This window comes from Sphingomonas sp. UV9, assembly GCF_004101245.1.
In the GTDB taxonomy this organism is placed as follows: domain Bacteria; phylum Pseudomonadota; class Alphaproteobacteria; order Sphingomonadales; family Sphingomonadaceae; genus Sphingomonas.
In genome coordinates this window covers 506,795-521,659 of record NZ_SCIN01000002.1, presented here as the reverse complement: position 1 = coordinate 521,659, position 14,865 = coordinate 506,795, and the positions used below count along the sequence as shown (strand labels likewise).

The window sequence follows — 14,865 nt, the reverse complement described above, 5'->3', positions numbered from 1 at the left end:
CGAGGTGTTAATCGCTCAATCGTGCACGCCCCTCACCCCATCTTGAAGATGCAGAGCTTGTTGCCGTCCAGATCGCGGAAATAGGCACCGTAAAAGCCCATTTCATCTGGACCGCGCATGCCGGGGGCGCCTTCGTCCGCGCCGCCAAGTTCGATCGCCTTGGCATGGACCTCGTCGACCTGCGCGCGCGAATCCGCCGCCAGCGCGACCATCGTGCCGTTGCCCGCGGTCGCGTCTTGGCCGTCATAGGGCTTGCCGACGACGAGCATCGGCTTGTCCGCGCCTGCGCCGTAGAAAGTCAGCTTGCGCTCGTCGGGCATCTGCATGAGCCGCTTGCCGCCGGCGGTCGCGAGCAGCGCGTCGTAGAAGGTCAGCGCGGCGTCGATATCGTTGGTGCCGAGCGTTGCGTAGCCAATCATGGGTCTCTCCTCTTGGTGTTTGAGGAGGCATATCGACCGGTTCCGCGGCGGAGACAATGCGCTTGGCCCGCCACCTGATCCGTCATCCTGGGCTCGACCCAGGATCCAGAGCCACGATGCTCGCACTATGTGGCTCTGGATCCTGACTTTCGTCAGGATGACGGCGACTCAGCCGACGAAGGCGCGCTCGATCACGAAGGTGCCGGGCTTCGAATTCGCGCCCTCCTCGAAGCCGTGCGCCTCGAGCATCACCGCGAATTCCTTGATCATCTCGGTCGAGCCGCACAGCATCGCACGATCGGTCTCGGGGTTGAGCTTCTGCTCGCCGCGCACCGGGTGGCCGAAGAGCGACGCATCCTCGATCAGCGCGCCGATCCGCCGTGTGGTGCGGAACGGCTCGCGCGTCACGGTGGGGATATAGTGGAACTGCGTCTGCGCCTCGTCGGCGATCAGCGGGTCCTCGGCGAGCAGCCCGACCATCTCGTCGTGATAGGCGAGATCGCTGACGCGGCGCACGCTGTGCACGACGATGACCTGCTCATACGCCGCATAGACATCGGGATCGCGCATCAGGCTGAGGAACGGCGCGAGGCCGGTGCCGGTCGAGAACATGAAGAGCCGCTTGCCGGGTAGCAGCGCGTCGAGCACCAAAGTGCCGGTCGGCTTCTTGCCGAGATACACTTCGTCGCCGGGCTGGACGAGCTGGAGCTTGGAGGTCAACGGGCCGTCCTCGACCTTGATCGACAGGAACTCCAGCTCCTCCGAATAATGTGGGCTGGCGATCGAATAGGCGCGCATGATCGGCTTGCCGGTTTCCTGCGGGAGGCCGATCATAACGAACTCGCCCGAGCGGAAGCGGAAGGTCGATGGGCGCTCGACCGCGAAGCTGAACAGATGTTCGTTCCAGTGACGCACCCACAGTACCTTCGCGTTGAGGAACGCGGGGGTCTCGGGGATCAGCACGGGGGCGCGCGTGGCTTCGACGATCGGGGCGGTCATGCGTCTATTCCTTCGGCCGCGCAGAATCGCGCTGGCGGGTCAATGCTTGCGAAACGGTCGCAGTATTGGCGTGCGCGGCATGGGTCAACAACAGCTAAACTTGGGACGAGGCAAACCGGGGCCATCATCCGCGTTCTCCTGCGAACGCGGGAGCCCAGGGTCGCGGGCGGCATCTCTCGTAATTCTGAGCTCCTGCGTTCGCAGGAGAGCGACAGGTTTGGTGACCATCCCAGGCGTTGCCGACTCACTGCATGTTCCCCATATTCCCCCTCGATGGCCATTCAGATCCGCACCAGTCTCGCCGAGCCCGAAACCGGCGAGAGCTTCGTCCCGCACCGCCCCACCGCGCGCCCGAGCAAGGTCGAGGGAGGCAAGGCGTTCAAGCTCGTCAGCGAATATGAACCCGCGGGCGACCAGCCGACCGCGATCGCCGAGCTCGTTTCCGCGATCGGCGACGGCGAGAAGGATCAGGTGCTGCTCGGCGTCACAGGCTCGGGAAAGACCTTCACGATGGCGAGCGTCATCAATCGCGTGCAGCGGCCCGCGTTGATCCTCGCGCCCAACAAGATCCTGGCGGCGCAGCTGTACGGCGAGATGAAGTCGTTCTTCCCGGAAAACGCGGTCGAATATTTCGTCAGCTACTACGATTATTACCAGCCCGAGGCGTATGTCGCGCGGTCGGACACGTACATCGAGAAGGAGTCGTCGACCAACGAGTCGATCGACCGGATGCGGCATTCCGCCACCCGCGCGCTGCTCGAACGCGACGACGTGATCATCGTCGCGTCGGTCTCGTGCCTGTACGGCATCGGCTCGGTCGAGACCTATTCGGCGATGATCTTCGACCTGAAAAAGGGCACGACGGTCGACCAGCGCGAGATCGTGCGCAAGCTCGTGGCGCTCCAGTACAAGCGCAACGACGCGGCGTTCCAGCGCGGCAACTTCCGCGTGAAGGGCGACACGCTCGAGATCTTCCCGTCGCATTACGAGGACAGCGCGTGGCGCATCTCGTTCTTCGGCGACGATATCGAGGAGATCACCGAGTTCGACCCGCTGACGGGCAAGAAGGTCGCGTCGCTCAATTCGGTGCGCGTCTATGCGAACTCGCATTACGTGACCCCCGGCCCGACGCTCAAGCAGGCAGGCGAGGCGATCAAGCATGAGCTGGCGGAGCGGCTGAAGGAGCTGGTGCTCGAGGGCAAGCTGCTCGAGGCGCAGCGTCTGGAGCAGCGGACGAACTTCGATCTCGAGATGATCGCGGCGACCGGCAGCTGTGCGGGGATCGAGAATTACTCGCGCTTCCTCACCGGCCGCATGCCGGGCGAGCCGCCGCCCACGCTGTTCGAATATCTGCCCGACAACGCGCTGCTGTTCGTCGATGAGAGTCACGTCACGATCGGTCAGATCAACGGCATGTCGCGGGGCGATCACCGTCGCAAACTGACGCTGGCCGAATATGGCTTCCGCCTGCCGAGCGCGATCGACAACCGGCCGCTCAGGTTCAACGAATGGGACGCGATGCGCCCGCCGACGACCTATGTCTCGGCGACGCCGGGCAGTTGGGAGATGGAGCAGACCGGCGGCGTGTTTGCCGAGCAGGTCATTCGTCCCACCGGGCTGATCGATCCGCCGGTCGAGATCAAGCCGGTCGAGGAGCAGGTCCAGGACCTGATCGTCGAGGTCGGCAAGACGACTGCGCTCGGCTATCGGACGCTGGTCACGACGCTGACCAAGCGGATGGCGGAGGATCTGACCGAATATATGCACGAGGCGGGGATCAAGGTCCGCTATATGCACAGTGACGTCGAGACGCTGGAGCGTATCGAGCTGATCCGCGACCTGAGGCTGGGCGTGTACGACGTGCTGATCGGCATCAACCTGTTGCGCGAGGGGTTGGACATCCCCGAATGCGGGCTGGTCGCGATCCTTGATGCGGACAAGGAAGGATTCCTGCGCTCCGAGACCTCGCTGATTCAGACGATCGGGCGCGCGGCGCGTAACGTCGACGGGCGCGTGATCCTGTACGCCGATCGCGTCACGGGCTCTATGGAGCGCGCGATGAACGAGACGTCGCGGCGTCGCGAAAAGCAGGTCGCGTACAACACCGAACACGGCATCACGCCGACGACGATCCGCCGCAACATCGGCGACATCATCGCGCATGTGGCAAGCCAGGATCAGGTGACGATCCCGATCGACGAGGACCGGCCGCACATGGTCGGCCACAATCTGCGCGCGTATATCGAGGATCTGGAGAAGCAGATGCGCAAGGCTGCGAGCGATCTCGAGTTCGAGACCGCCGGGCGGCTGCGTGACGAGATTCGGCAGTTGGAGAACGAAGAACTGGGGTTGCCGGTCGACCAGCAGAAGGCGCCGGTGATGGGGCGGTCTAACGAGGGCAAGCCGGGCACGCGGAAGACGCGCTACGGAAAGAGCCAGAAGATGCGAATGGGGGGATCGCGGTCGCGGTGACCGATCGAGACGACGCAGGTAAACCTGCATCGCCTCATTTGGGTCAGCCGACGACGAGGTCTTCGGTGCTCGATCCGTAATAGCTGGCGACGCGGTCGGCATAGGCCTGGTCGAACACGGGTGCGTTGTTCGACCAGCTCGGGCCGCCTTCGAGGACGCGCTTGTCGATCGTCACGACGTAGAGGTCGCGGACCGCGTCGAACTGGAGCAGCGCGAACGGCAGCGGGTAGAAGCTCTTGCCCATGCCGAGGAAGCCGCCGAGGCTCAGCACGGCATGCGTGACGCGGCCGGTGCCCTTGTGGACCATGAAGGCGTGGACGGAACCGACATGGTCGCCGTCACGGCTCTCGACCTTCATCGTGCCGGAGATGTTCGCTTGGACGAGCAATTGGGTCGGGGTCTGTGCGGCGGTGTCGGACATGCAGGGTCTCCAAAAATCTTGAACGATGGTCGGACGCTGAACCGGTAGCAGCGTGCGCCGGTTCCCGCCATTGATGCACGGTCGCGGGTTGAGCGTGCGTCGGCGCTGCCCCATACGCTGGGGGATGCGCGTCATCTCCCCTCTCGTCCGCCACGGTCGATCGCTTGCCGGCCTCACTTTGCTCGCGCTGGTCGCCGGTTGCGTCCCGCCGCCGCGGCCCGAAACGCCGCCTCCCCCGCCGCCACCACGCGTCGCGGCGCCCCTCCCCGCGCCGCGCCCTGCCCCGATCGCGGCGGACTGGCGCGACTGGCCGTATTCGCCGGGGACCTGGGTGTATCGCCGCGATGCACGTGGATCGATCGCGCTGTTCGGTCCAGCGAACGCCGACGCGTCGCTGACGCTGCGCTGCGATACCGCCACGCGGCGGGTGTATTTGTCGCGCGCTGGCACCAATGCCACCCCGCTGACGATCCGCACGTCCAGCGCAATGCGGGCCCTGTCCGTCCAGCCGACCGGTGGCACACCGCCCTATGTCGCGGCGGCGCTGATGCCGAACGATTCGCTGCTGGAGGCGATGGGGTTCAGTCGTGGTCGGTTCGTGGTACAACAGGCCGGATCGGCACCGCTGGTGGTGCCCGCCTGGGCCGAGATCGAACGCGTGACCGAGGATTGTCGCGGCTGATTCCGACAGGACGACAGCCAAAGACGATCGGCTGAAATCTTACGAAAAACAAGGCTTGTATCGCAGCGGCAATCGCCACACATTGCGGGTGCGGTCAGGCTTGGCCGCGTTTTTTCCACAAGCGAAAGGAGGTGATCCGATGTCTCATGGTTCAGCAGTGAGTTCGGTTCGGTTCGTTCGGGGGACGCACCGCTAACGCCGCCGGCATGCGTGGGGAGTATCCTCTCCCAGTCAACGCGTATGTCATAGGCTAGGTGGTACGCATGGTCCTCCGGGCTGGAGCTCTCCGGCCGCTGACCATGTCAGGAGGTTGCCGGATCGTCGGGAGACGATCCGGCAACCTCTTTTCATTTGTGGGCTCTTTTCATTTGCGATGCGCAGTGTGCGACAGCGACTTACAGGAACGCCTTGGCGCGATTGAGGACGAGGCTGCATAGCTTGGTCTTCACCTGCCCGCCCAGATTGCCGAGCGACAGGCTCTGGCCATTGCCCGCCTGCACCTTCCCCGCCTGCCCTGCCGCATAGCCGGGCGAGGTCTGGACGTCGCGTCGGCCGGTCAGCCGCTGGAGGATCGACTGCGCGCCGGTCGCGGGTGCGGCGGTGCGTGGGGTCGCGGCGGACTGGCCGGTCAGGCCGCCCAGCATCCCGCCGAGGCCCTGCCCACCGCCCTGTAGACCGCCTTGGCCGAGCAGGTTGTTCTTGAGGCAATAGCCGAGCAGCCCGGCAGCGTTACCGGCGCCGATCGATCCGACGCTGGGCATCGCGCCGCCGAGCAGGCCGCCCAATCCGCCGCCCAATCCACCCAGGTCACCCCCGAGCCCACCCAGACTATCGCCCAATCCGCCACCACGATCGGCCGGCGCGGTCGAGGGGGCCGGGGTGCGCGTGGTCTGCGCGGTCGCGGTGCCGGCCGAGACGAGGCTGGCGGCGAGGATCAGCGGGGTAAGCGTCTTCAACATGGTCATAGCTCCTGTGCTGTAGAGCCAACCCCGCCCGCGCGCGTCCGTTCCGCGTCGTCGCCTCAGGCGCCGACAAGCAGCCCTTCGCGCGCGATCTTCTCGCGCCAGACGAGCGGCGCGAGCTGGTGGACGTTCTCGCCCGCCGAATCGACCGCGACGGTCACGGGAAAGTCGGCGACCTCGAATTCGTAGATCGCCTCCATGCCGAGATCCTCGAACCCGACGACCTTGCTGCCCTTGATCGCGCGCGCGACGAGATACGCAGCCCCGCCGACCGCCATCAGATAGGCGGACTTGCGCTCGGCGATCGCCTTGGTCGCGTCCGCGCCGCGCTCGGCCTTGCCGACCATCGCGAGCAGGCCCTGGTCGAGCATCATGCGCGTGAACTTGTCCATGCGGGTCGCGGTGGTGGGGCCCGCGGGGCCGACCACCTCGTCGCCAACCGGATCGACGGGGCCCACATAATAGATCACGCGACCGCGGAAATCGACGGGCAGTTCCTCGCCCTTGGCGAGCATGTCGGCGATCCGCTTGTGTGCGGCGTCGCGCCCGGTCAGCATCTTGCCGTTGAGCAGCAGGCGGTCGCCATGCTTCCACGTCTGCACGACCTCGGGCGTCAGCGTGTCGAGATCGACTCGGATCGCGGCCTTGTCGGGCGTCCAGTTCACATCCGGCCATTCCTCGAGCTTGGGCGCTTCGAGATAGACCGGGCCCGAGCCGTCGAGCACGAAATGCGCGTGGCGGGTGGCGGCGCAGTTGGGGATCATCGCGACCGGCTTCGACGCGGCGTGCGTCGGCCAGTCGAAGATCTTGACGTCGAGGATGGTGGACAGCCCGCCCAGCCCCTGCGCGCCGATGCCGAGCGCGTTGACCTTGTCGTAGATTTCGATCCGCAGCGCCTCGATGTCGTTCTTGGGGCCGCGTTCCTTGAGCTGCGCCATGTCGATCGCGCCCATCAGCGATTGCTTGGCGAGCAGCATCGACTTTTCGGCGGTGCCGCCGATGCCGATGCCGAGCATGCCGGGCGGGCACCAGCCGGCGCCCATCTGCGGGATCATTTCCAGCACCCAGTCGACGATCGAATCGCTCGGGTTCATCATCTTGAACTTCGACTTGTTCTCGCTGCCGCCGCCCTTGGCCGCGACGTCGAACGAGACGGTGTTGCCGGGCACCATCTCGACATGCATCACGCTCGGCGTGTTGTCCTTGGTGTTCCGCCGCGTGAAGGCGGGGTCGGCGAGGATCGAGGCGCGCAGCTTGTTCTCGGGGTTGAGATAGGCTTTCCGGACGCCTTCATCGACGACCTCCTGCAGGCTGCGCGTCGAATCGAGGCGGCAGTCCTGGCCCCATTTCACGAAGATCGTGACGATGCCGGTATCCTGGCAGATCGGGCGATGGCCCTCCGCGCACATCCGGCTGTTGGTCAGGATCTGCGCGATCGCATCCTTGGCGGCGGGGCTCTGTTCGGCCTCGTACGCGACGCCGAGCGCGCGGATGTAATCCATCGGGTGGTAATAGCTGATGAACTGGAGCGCGTCGGCGACGCTTTCGATCAGGTCGGCTTCGGTGATGACGGTCATGCGGCGCCTTCGAAGGGGAGGATGCTGGCGGCATAGCGGCGTTCGGCCGATTTATGAAGACTGGGTGCGACGATGAGGAGGGCGAGGCGGCCAAAGGTTACGATAAAGTCACACCTACGAACGCTTTCGCGGAAGGCGCATACGGCCAGGCCGCGCAAAGCATGACCGGCTTGGCGTCAGGGCTGTGATCGACGGTTTGAAAGAGCCGAAAGGTGAGCGTGACACCGAGTTGGCGTGTAGGACAGCGGAGAATGACGGCTTACGCCCACACCCGGACGCTCGGGTTGGTAACTCGGGGCCCCGGTAGTTGCCATTCGTTCATTGCGATTACGGGGCACTTTCCAGACATGAGTTGCAATCGGGGCGCCGGAATTGGTAAAGCTGTCCAGTTACGGCCACTGGGCGAGCACGCTAAAATAGATCGCGAAAGCGATTGTGCTAATATAGTCTGGCATTGGAGGTGAATGCAGAAATGGAAAGTAGCCGTCAGCTGGAGAGTATCGCCCTCGCAATTGCCCCAATGCTAGCGACCTCTGTGTCCGAGGTTTGGGTCGTAGCGGAAGTTCATGACGACTGGATACAGAGGCGTTACGATGTCGTGCGCAACGGTAAGCTTGTTGAGGGGGTGGAAGGTGAGAGAACCATGAACCGATCCGTCAATGATGCGCTATCCGCCTTAAGGCGTGACATGCTTAAAGAGTGTCAGGAAGATTGGCATCATTGCACCTATGTTTTGAGGTCTGACGGAACCTTCAAAATGGAGCTCGATCGCAGCAGACCGCCGAGCGTGTGAATATAACGAGGGATCCTCCTGCAAAAAGGGGGCAACGCCACAGAATGCCGGCTATCGCCAGCACGTTCCAGAAAGCCGCCAGTCCGCTTTCCTCCCCCACCCGGTCATTCCGCTTACCGCAATTCCTCTTGCGAAGCCCCCACCGTGGCGGCACTCCCGATCAGCAGCGCGGCGGCGAGCAGGAGCGCGGCGAGGGTCACTGCGATCCACAGCGCTTTCAGATCCAGCGCGGGAAACAGTGCGGCGCCAGCGGCCGCGCCCCCGATCAGCCCGATCCACAACAACAGATAGGGCACCCAGGCAAAGCGGGGACCGCCGGCGAGAGCGGCCGTGAGGTGCTGGCCGATCTTGACGAGCGTGCCGGTCATGTAGGTGACCCCCACGCTGACCTCGCCGTCGCGCTGGAACACCGCGTTCGCCGATCCCATTGCCACCGCCATCAACAGCGGCGCCAAGACCAGGTCGTTATCGTGCGTCGCGGTCGCTGCGGCGATCGCCAGCGCGACCAGCACGAACGCCAGTACCGCCTGCTTCCGCCGTCGTCCCGCCAGTCGCCCGACGGTTTCGCCGGCCATGACCCCGCCGACAAACGCCGCGATCAGGGCACCCGCGAACAGGCTGCCCGGCACGACGCCGGTGAGCCCCGCCGCCAGCCGCGTCGAATTGCCGCTCATGAACGATACGAACAGGCCACCCAGCTTCAGAAACCCCAGCGCATCGACGAATCCCGCCAGCGCGGCGAGCCCGATTGCCAGCAGACGCTGGCGCTTTTCATAACGGCGCATGGCCTATCATAGGCCTGGCGGGCGGAAATGGGAGAGAACGTCGCGTTAACAGGTTCGGCGTCGGCTTTCGGCTGCGTTCCGCCCACTTTCGTATGCGACGAACGCCGCTTATCCTGTGGCGATGCAGAAGATCGAAAACATCGTCGTTCTTACCGGGGCAGGCATCTCCGCCGAGAGCGGGATTGCGACGTTTCGGGGGCCGGGTGGGCTTTGGGAGGGGCATCGGGTCGAGGATGTCTGCACGCCACAGGCGCTCGCGGCGGACCCGGAACTGGTGCACCGGTTTTATGATCTGCGGCGGGAGGCCTTGACTGGCGTCGCGCCCAATGCCGCGCACCGGGCGCTGGCGCGGCTGGATGCGGCCTGGGAGGGCGAACTGCTGATCGTGACGCAGAATGTCGACGACCTGCATGAGCGCGCGGGGGCGCCAATCGGTGGGGGGCGGATGCTGCATATGCATGGGGAGCTGTTGTCGGCGCTGTGTGCGGCGTGTGGGGCGCGGGAGGACTGGGCCGGGGCTTTGCCGGAGGGGGCGGTGTGCGGGGCTTGCGGTGCGGGGGCGTTGCGGCCGGACATCGTGTTCTTTGGGGAGATGCCGTACCAGATGGAGCGGATCGAGGCGGCGTTGGCGCGGGCCGATCTGTTCGTTTCGGTGGGGACTTCGGGCGCGGTGTATCCAGCGGCGGGGTTCGTGCAGACCGCGGCGTATCATGGGGCCGCGACGCTGGAGCTGAACCTGGAGCCTTCGATGGGGAGCGTGTTCTTTGGGGAGACGCGGATCGGGGCGGCTGGGGTGCTGGTGCCGGCGTGGGTTGAGGCGGTTTTGGGGTAAAGCTTATCCTCCCCCGCCAGGGGGAGGTGCCGCGCGGAGCGTGACGGAGGGGGCGGAAAGGATAACGCCGGCTCCGTGCCCGCCCCCTCCGTCGCCTTCGGCGCCACCTCCCCCTGGCGGGGGAGGATTGGCATTAGTCGACCCAGTCGAGGCCGAGGTCGCGGTAGGTTTCGCGGTCTTCGTCCCAGCCGGGTTTGACCTTGACGTGCAGATAGAGGTGGACGGGCTTGCCGGTGATGCTGGCGAGTTCGATGCGAGCCCGCGCGCCGATTTCCTTGATGCGCTGGCCGCCCTTGCCGAGGACGATCGCGCGCTGGGTGGGGCGTTCGACGAGGATCTGCTGGTGGATCTCCAGCGAGCCGTCCTGTCGCTCGATATACTGCTCGGTCTCGATCGTGCTGGCGTAGGGCAGCTCGGCGTGGAGCTGGAGATAGAGCTGCTCGCGCGTCACTTCGGACGCGAGCGCGCGTTCGGTCGAGTCGGAGACCTGGTCTTCGGGATAATGCCACGGGCCTTCGGGCATCGCCTTGGCGAGCTGCGTCTTGAAGTGCGCGAGGCCGTCGCCGGTGCCCGCGCTGATGAAGAACGTCTCGGCGAAGGGGAGCAGCGCGTTGAGCTTTTCCGCGTGGATCAGCAGCTTGGTCTTGTCGGCGAGATCGACCTTGTTGAGGATCAGCCAGATCGGCTCGGTACGGCCGACCAGCGACTCGACGATGGTCGTGACCTTGCCGCCGATCCCGCCCTTGGCGTCGACCACCAGCGCGATGATGTCGGAGCCTTCCGCGCCGCCCCAGGCGGCGGCGACCATCGCACGGTCGAAGCGGCGCTTGGGCTCGAAGATGCCGGGGGTGTCGACGAGCAGGATCTGCGTGTCGCCTTCGATCGAGACGCCCATCAGCTTGGCGCGCGTGGTCTGCGCCTTGGGGCTGACGATCGCGACCTTCTGGCCGACGAGCGCGTTGACGAGCGTCGACTTGCCCGCGTTCGGGGCGCCGACGATGGCGACTAGGCCGCAATGCCTGGTATTGGGCGTGGTATTCGTTTCAGTCACATATGCTCTTTTCGAACTGGTGTTGCTTGCACCTGTACAGGGAAAACGGCTGTCCGTCATCGCGTCGCGAGAAGGCAGTTTTGTTCACGCGGAGACGCGGAGGCGCGGAGATGGTGTGGATGGGGATCGCGCCCGCTTCGATCATACGCCGTCGATCCACTCGGAGTCGTTTGGGGCAGGACCGGAGTTCCACTTGCAGCCCCCTCCGCGGCTCCGCGTCTCCGCGTGAACCATTCTTCTTAGCTGAGCTTCTCCAGCAACGCCTTGGCCGCCGCGGTTTCGGCTTCCTGTTTGCTCGATCCCATGGCGGTCGCTTCGGCGAGCTTGCCGACCGAAACGAGGATCGTGAATTTGGGCGCGTGGCCGGGGCCGGAGCGCTCGACGACGGTGTATTCGGGGGGCTTGCGGTTATGCGCGGCGGCCCATTCCTGGAGCGCGGACTTGGGGTGCTGGGGGGCCTTGGCGCCGGCCTGCACGCGGTCGCCCCAGGCGCCGCGGACGAAGGCGCGCGCGGCGTCGAGGCCGGCTTCCTGATACCAGGCGCCGATCAGCGCCTCCATCACGTCGCCGAGCACGTTGTCGCTGTCGCTCGCGCCGTCGTCGCGCGCCTGTTTGCCGAGCTTCAGATGCGCGCGGACGCCGAGTTCGCGGGCGACGTCGGCGCAGACGGGGCCGGTGACGAGCGCATTAAGACGCTTCGACAGCGAACCCTCGGGGTCGGACGCGAACAGCTCGTACAGCCACTCGGCGATGATCAGGCCGAGGACGCGGTCGCCGAGGAATTCGAGTCGCTCGTAGTTCGCCGCGGCCTGGCTGCCGTGCGTCAGCGCGCGCTCATAGGGGGCGATGTTGTTCGGTGTGCGGCCGAAGAGCGTCTTCAGCCAGCCGGCGAGATCGCTCAAAAGCCTTCCCCGATGCGGCTCCAGCGCGCGGCGCTGACCCAGGTCCAGGGTTTGAGCCATTCGGCATTGCCGTCGGTCGAGAAGAAGTTGACGACCGCCTTGCCCTCGACATTCTCGAGCGGGACATAGCCCATGCCGCTCGGCGCGGGGAAGCGGCTGTCACCGCTGTCGTCGCGGTTGTCGCCCATCACGAAGATATGGCCCGCGGGGATCGTGTAGAGCCCGGTATCGTCGCGATCGGGGAGTTCGGCCTGGTCGAGCACCTCGTAGCTGCGGCCGCCGGGAAGCGTTTCGCGGAAGCGGGGGTAGCGACAGATCTGGACGCCGTTCGCGACATCGACGAACGGCGCACCGCATTTCTCGGCGTCGAAATTGGCGGTGAGCGGGATCGTGAAGTCGGCGATGCGGAGTTTCGGGATCGCCTTGCCGTTGAGGTAGACGACGCCCTGGCGCATCTGGACGGTCTCGCCGGGCAGGCCGATGACGCGCTTGATGACGTCGTGATCGAGCACTTCGGGTGCGCGGAAGACGACGACGTCGCCGCGCGTCGGCGTGCTGCCGAAGATACGGCCTGGGATGAGCGGTACGCCGCCGGGGAGCGACCAGCGCGAATAGCCGTAATTCCATTTCGACACGAAGAGATAGTCGCCGATCAGGAGGCGGGGCAGCATGGATTCGGACGGGATGCTGAACGGCGCGAAGATGAAACTGCGCAGGATCAGCACGACCACCGCCAGCTTCAGCAGGAAGCGGAACGTCTCTGCAGTTTCGGACCGCGCCGGTTTGGTCTTCGTGTCATTTGCCATGGCTGCGGGTTTGCGCAGACCGCGCGCGTCGTCAAGCGTGCGGAGGATACCTGTTACCGAAAGAGCGTTGTCGCCGTCTCGCGCTTGCAGCATGACCGGCGCGCACGTCTATTCGGAGAAGTAGCATGACCGCCGACTGGTCCAAGATCGAAGCCCTGCCCGCCACCACGCTGACCGACCTGTTCGCCCAGGATTCGGAGCGGCTTTCGAAGCTGAGCCTCGACGTCGCGGGCATCCATTTCGACTGGTCGAAGACGCATCTGACGACCGACATGATCACCGCGTTCGAGGCGATGGCCAAGGCGCAGGATCTGGCCGGCAAGCGCCAGGCGATGTTTTCGGGCGAGATCGTCAACGTGACCGAGGGCCGCGCGGTCGAGCACACCGCCGAACGCGGCGAGGGCAAGCCCGAGAGCGTCGCGATCGCGCAGGCGAGCCACCAGCGGATGCGCACGCTGATCGACGCGATCGAGGCGGATGCGCTGGGGCCGGTGCGGCATATCCTGCATGTCGGGATCGGCGGGTCGGCGCTGGGGCCGCAGTTGCTGGTCGATTCGCTCGGGCGTGACGACAAGCGGTACGACGTCGGGATCGTCGCCAATGTCGACGGCGTGGCGCTGGAGGACGTGTTCGCGAAGTTCGATCCGGCGGCGACGTTGCTGGTGGTCGCGTCGAAGACCTTCACCACGACCGAGACGCTGATGAACGCCGAGGCGGTGCTGCAATGGATGACCGAGCATAATGTCGAGGACCCTTACGGCCGGGTGATCGCGCTGACCGCCGCGCCCGAAAAGGCGATGGAGTGGGGCGTCGACGAGACGCGCATCCTGCCGTTTTCGGAGAGCGTCGGCGGGCGGTATTCGCTGTGGTCGACGATCGGGTTTCCCGCGGCAATCGGGCTCGGCTGGGACCGGTTCGAGGAGCTGCTCGAGGGCGCGGCCGAGATGGATCGCCATTTCCGCCTCGCCGCGCTGCACGAGAATGCGCCGGCGCTCGCGGCGTTCGCCGACCTGTATTACACGCAGATCCGCCATGCCGAGACGCGCGCGACGTTCGCCTATGACGAGCGGTTGCGGCTGCTGCCGAGCTATCTCCAGCAGCTGGAGATGGAGTCGAACGGCAAGTCGGTGACCGCGGATGGCGAGCCGCTTGGACGGCCGTCGGCGGCGATCACCTGGGGCGGGGTCGGCACCGAGGCGCAGCATGCGGTGTTCCAGCTGCTCCACCAAGGCACGCATCTGGTGCCGGTCGAGTTCGTCGCGTCGATCGAGGCCGGCGACACGCTGCCCGAGGAGCATCACAAGGCGCTGTTGCTCAACGCGTTCGCACAGGGTGCGGCGTTGATGGCGGGCAAGCAGGTCGAGGATCCGGCGCGGAGCTATTCGGGCGATCGGCCGTCGTCGACTTTGCTGCTCGACGATCTGGATGCGCGGACGCTGGGCGCGCTGATCGCGTTTTACGAGCACCGGGTGTTCGTGAACGGCGTGCTGCTGGGGATCAATTCGTTCGACCAGTTCGGGGTCGAGCTGGGGAAGGAAATGGCGAAGGCCGCGGAGAAGGGCGGACAGACGTTCGATCCTTCGACGGATGATCTGATCAAGCGCGCGTTTGGGTAAGGAGATGGGGCGTGCGCTGAGTGCGCCCCAGCCGCCCCCCCCGGCGGAGGCCGGGGCCCAATTGGGTGAACGGTGGTGGATTAAACCCCAGCCTTTCCTATTGGGCCCCGGCCTTCGCCGGGGTGGTATTGAGGGGGAGCGGTCGCTTTACTCGCGCGTTGATATGGGATGTCGATCCTTCTCGCCGTCGCGCTCGCCGCCTCCCCTACCCTCGCGCAGATGAAGTGGGAGCGGCGCGTGTTGATCGTGGCTGTTGCCTCCGGCGGAGACGCGGCGCTCGCCGAGCAGCGTCGTATTCTCGCGAACTGGAAGGCGAAGAGTGACGACCGCGACCTCACCATCGTCGAGGTCATCGGCGACCGGGTCCGCGGCGCGGGCGACACGGCCGCTTCGATCCGCCGCAAATACCGTCTTCCCGCCGCCTTCACCGCGATCCTGATCGGCAAGGACGGTGGCGAGAAATTGCGGAGCGACAAGCCGTTCCCCGCTGCCGCGCTGGAGCAGACGATCGACGCCATGCCGATGCGCCGGGCGGGCCGACGCTAAGC

General features: G+C 65.5%; 14 protein-coding genes. 5 read left to right on the top strand and 9 right to left on the bottom strand.

What is annotated here, in order from left to right; genetic code table 11:
- Positions 1-32: 32 nt before the first annotated feature.
- Both EQZ23_RS08775 and EQZ23_RS08770 read right to left on the bottom strand, forming a co-directional pair.
- Positions 33-419 (bottom strand): VOC family protein, encoded by a 387-nt coding sequence (locus EQZ23_RS08775; RefSeq protein WP_128454069.1) that lies wholly within the window; start codon positions 417-419, stop codon positions 33-35.
- A gap of 168 nt (positions 420-587) precedes the next feature.
- On the bottom strand, positions 588-1,418 hold the full coding sequence (locus EQZ23_RS08770) for a ferredoxin--NADP reductase (RefSeq protein WP_128454068.1): 831 nt from the start codon (positions 1,416-1,418) through the stop codon (positions 588-590).
- A gap of 273 nt (positions 1,419-1,691) precedes the next feature.
- On the opposite strand from EQZ23_RS08770, the gene uvrB reads away from it, so the two are divergent.
- Positions 1,692-3,890, top strand: a complete 2,199-nt coding sequence (uvrB, locus tag EQZ23_RS08765) for an excinuclease ABC subunit UvrB (protein WP_128454067.1) — start codon at positions 1,692-1,694, stop codon at positions 3,888-3,890.
- A 43-nt stretch (positions 3,891-3,933) separates the two neighbouring features.
- Here the strand turns inward: uvrB and EQZ23_RS08760 are convergent, their stop codons facing one another.
- Positions 3,934-4,311 carry a PRC-barrel domain-containing protein gene (locus tag EQZ23_RS08760; protein WP_128454066.1) on the bottom strand — a complete coding sequence of 126 codons (378 nt, stop codon included), beginning with the start codon at positions 4,309-4,311 and terminating at the stop codon, positions 3,934-3,936.
- A gap of 124 nt (positions 4,312-4,435) precedes the next feature.
- On the opposite strand from EQZ23_RS08760, the gene EQZ23_RS08755 reads away from it, so the two are divergent.
- The gene (locus EQZ23_RS08755; RefSeq protein WP_128454065.1) at positions 4,436-4,993 is read left to right on the top strand and encodes a hypothetical protein; all 558 of its coding nucleotides are present in this window, start codon (positions 4,436-4,438) and stop codon (positions 4,991-4,993) included.
- Between the two features lie 395 nt (positions 4,994-5,388).
- On the opposite strand, the gene EQZ23_RS08750 is transcribed toward EQZ23_RS08755, so the two are convergent.
- The 3 genes from EQZ23_RS08750 to EQZ23_RS08740 all read right to left on the bottom strand — a co-directional run bounded on the left by EQZ23_RS08750 (position 5,389) and on the right by EQZ23_RS08740 (position 9,110).
- On the bottom strand, positions 5,389-5,952 hold the full coding sequence (locus EQZ23_RS08750) for a DUF2501 domain-containing protein (RefSeq protein WP_128454064.1): 564 nt from the start codon (positions 5,950-5,952) through the stop codon (positions 5,389-5,391).
- A gap of 62 nt (positions 5,953-6,014) precedes the next feature.
- Positions 6,015-7,532 carry a fumarate hydratase gene (locus tag EQZ23_RS08745; RefSeq protein WP_128454063.1) on the bottom strand — a complete coding sequence of 506 codons (1,518 nt, stop codon included), beginning with the start codon at positions 7,530-7,532 and terminating at the stop codon, positions 6,015-6,017.
- A gap of 906 nt (positions 7,533-8,438) precedes the next feature.
- Positions 8,439-9,110 (bottom strand): YoaK family protein, encoded by a 672-nt coding sequence (locus tag EQZ23_RS08740; RefSeq protein WP_128454062.1) that lies wholly within the window; start codon positions 9,108-9,110, stop codon positions 8,439-8,441.
- A 121-nt stretch (positions 9,111-9,231) separates the two neighbouring features.
- On the opposite strand from EQZ23_RS08740, the gene EQZ23_RS08735 reads away from it, so the two are divergent.
- A complete protein-coding gene (locus EQZ23_RS08735) occupies positions 9,232-9,942 on the top strand; it encodes an NAD-dependent deacylase (protein WP_128454061.1) in 711 nt (236 codons plus the stop codon).
- A gap of 133 nt (positions 9,943-10,075) precedes the next feature.
- Here the strand turns inward: EQZ23_RS08735 and era are convergent, their stop codons facing one another.
- From era to lepB, 3 genes are all read right to left on the bottom strand, one after another.
- Positions 10,076-10,993 carry a GTPase Era gene (era, locus tag EQZ23_RS08730; RefSeq protein WP_240663432.1) on the bottom strand — a complete coding sequence of 306 codons (918 nt, stop codon included), beginning with the start codon at positions 10,991-10,993 and terminating at the stop codon, positions 10,076-10,078.
- Positions 10,994-11,232: 239 nt separating this feature from the next.
- Positions 11,233-11,895: a ribonuclease III gene (rnc, locus tag EQZ23_RS08725; protein WP_240663430.1), complete on the bottom strand. Its 663-nt coding sequence runs from the start codon at positions 11,893-11,895 to the stop codon at positions 11,233-11,235.
- Positions 11,892-12,701 (bottom strand): signal peptidase I, encoded by an 810-nt coding sequence (gene lepB, locus EQZ23_RS08720; RefSeq protein ID WP_128454058.1) that lies wholly within the window; start codon positions 12,699-12,701, stop codon positions 11,892-11,894. Before lepB ends, rnc begins: the two co-directional genes overlap by 4 nt.
- Before the next feature lie 125 nt (positions 12,702-12,826).
- On the opposite strand from lepB, the gene pgi reads away from it, so the two are divergent.
- Both pgi and EQZ23_RS08710 read left to right on the top strand, forming a co-directional pair.
- Positions 12,827-14,317, top strand: a complete 1,491-nt coding sequence (gene pgi / locus EQZ23_RS08715; RefSeq protein ID WP_128454057.1) for a glucose-6-phosphate isomerase — start codon at positions 12,827-12,829, stop codon at positions 14,315-14,317.
- Positions 14,318-14,485: 168 nt separating this feature from the next.
- Positions 14,486-14,863: a DUF4174 domain-containing protein gene (locus EQZ23_RS08710; RefSeq protein ID WP_128454056.1), complete on the top strand. Its 378-nt coding sequence runs from the start codon at positions 14,486-14,488 to the stop codon at positions 14,861-14,863.
- The last annotated feature ends 2 nt before the right edge of the window (positions 14,864-14,865 follow it).

Coding starts and splice junctions, on each gene's coding strand:
- EQZ23_RS08775 (WP_128454069.1), bottom strand. CDS start 419: ATGATTGGCTACGCAACGCTCGGCACCAACGATATCGACGCCGCGCTG.
- EQZ23_RS08770 (WP_128454068.1), bottom strand. CDS start 1,418: ATGACCGCCCCGATCGTCGAAGCCACGCGCGCCCCCGTGCTGATCCCC.
- uvrB (WP_128454067.1), top strand. CDS start 1,692: ATGGCCATTCAGATCCGCACCAGTCTCGCCGAGCCCGAAACCGGCGAG.
- EQZ23_RS08760 (WP_128454066.1), bottom strand. CDS start 4,311: ATGTCCGACACCGCCGCACAGACCCCGACCCAATTGCTCGTCCAAGCG.
- EQZ23_RS08755 (WP_128454065.1), top strand. CDS start 4,436: ATGCGCGTCATCTCCCCTCTCGTCCGCCACGGTCGATCGCTTGCCGGC.
- EQZ23_RS08750 (WP_128454064.1), bottom strand. CDS start 5,952: ATGTTGAAGACGCTTACCCCGCTGATCCTCGCCGCCAGCCTCGTCTCG.
- EQZ23_RS08745 (WP_128454063.1), bottom strand. CDS start 7,532: ATGACCGTCATCACCGAAGCCGACCTGATCGAAAGCGTCGCCGACGCG.
- EQZ23_RS08740 (WP_128454062.1), bottom strand. CDS start 9,110: ATGCGCCGTTATGAAAAGCGCCAGCGTCTGCTGGCAATCGGGCTCGCC.
- EQZ23_RS08735 (WP_128454061.1), top strand. CDS start 9,232: ATGCAGAAGATCGAAAACATCGTCGTTCTTACCGGGGCAGGCATCTCC.
- lepB (WP_128454058.1), bottom strand. CDS start 12,701: ATGGCAAATGACACGAAGACCAAACCGGCGCGGTCCGAAACTGCAGAG.
- pgi (WP_128454057.1), top strand. CDS start 12,827: ATGACCGCCGACTGGTCCAAGATCGAAGCCCTGCCCGCCACCACGCTG.
- EQZ23_RS08710 (WP_128454056.1), top strand. CDS start 14,486: ATGTCGATCCTTCTCGCCGTCGCGCTCGCCGCCTCCCCTACCCTCGCG.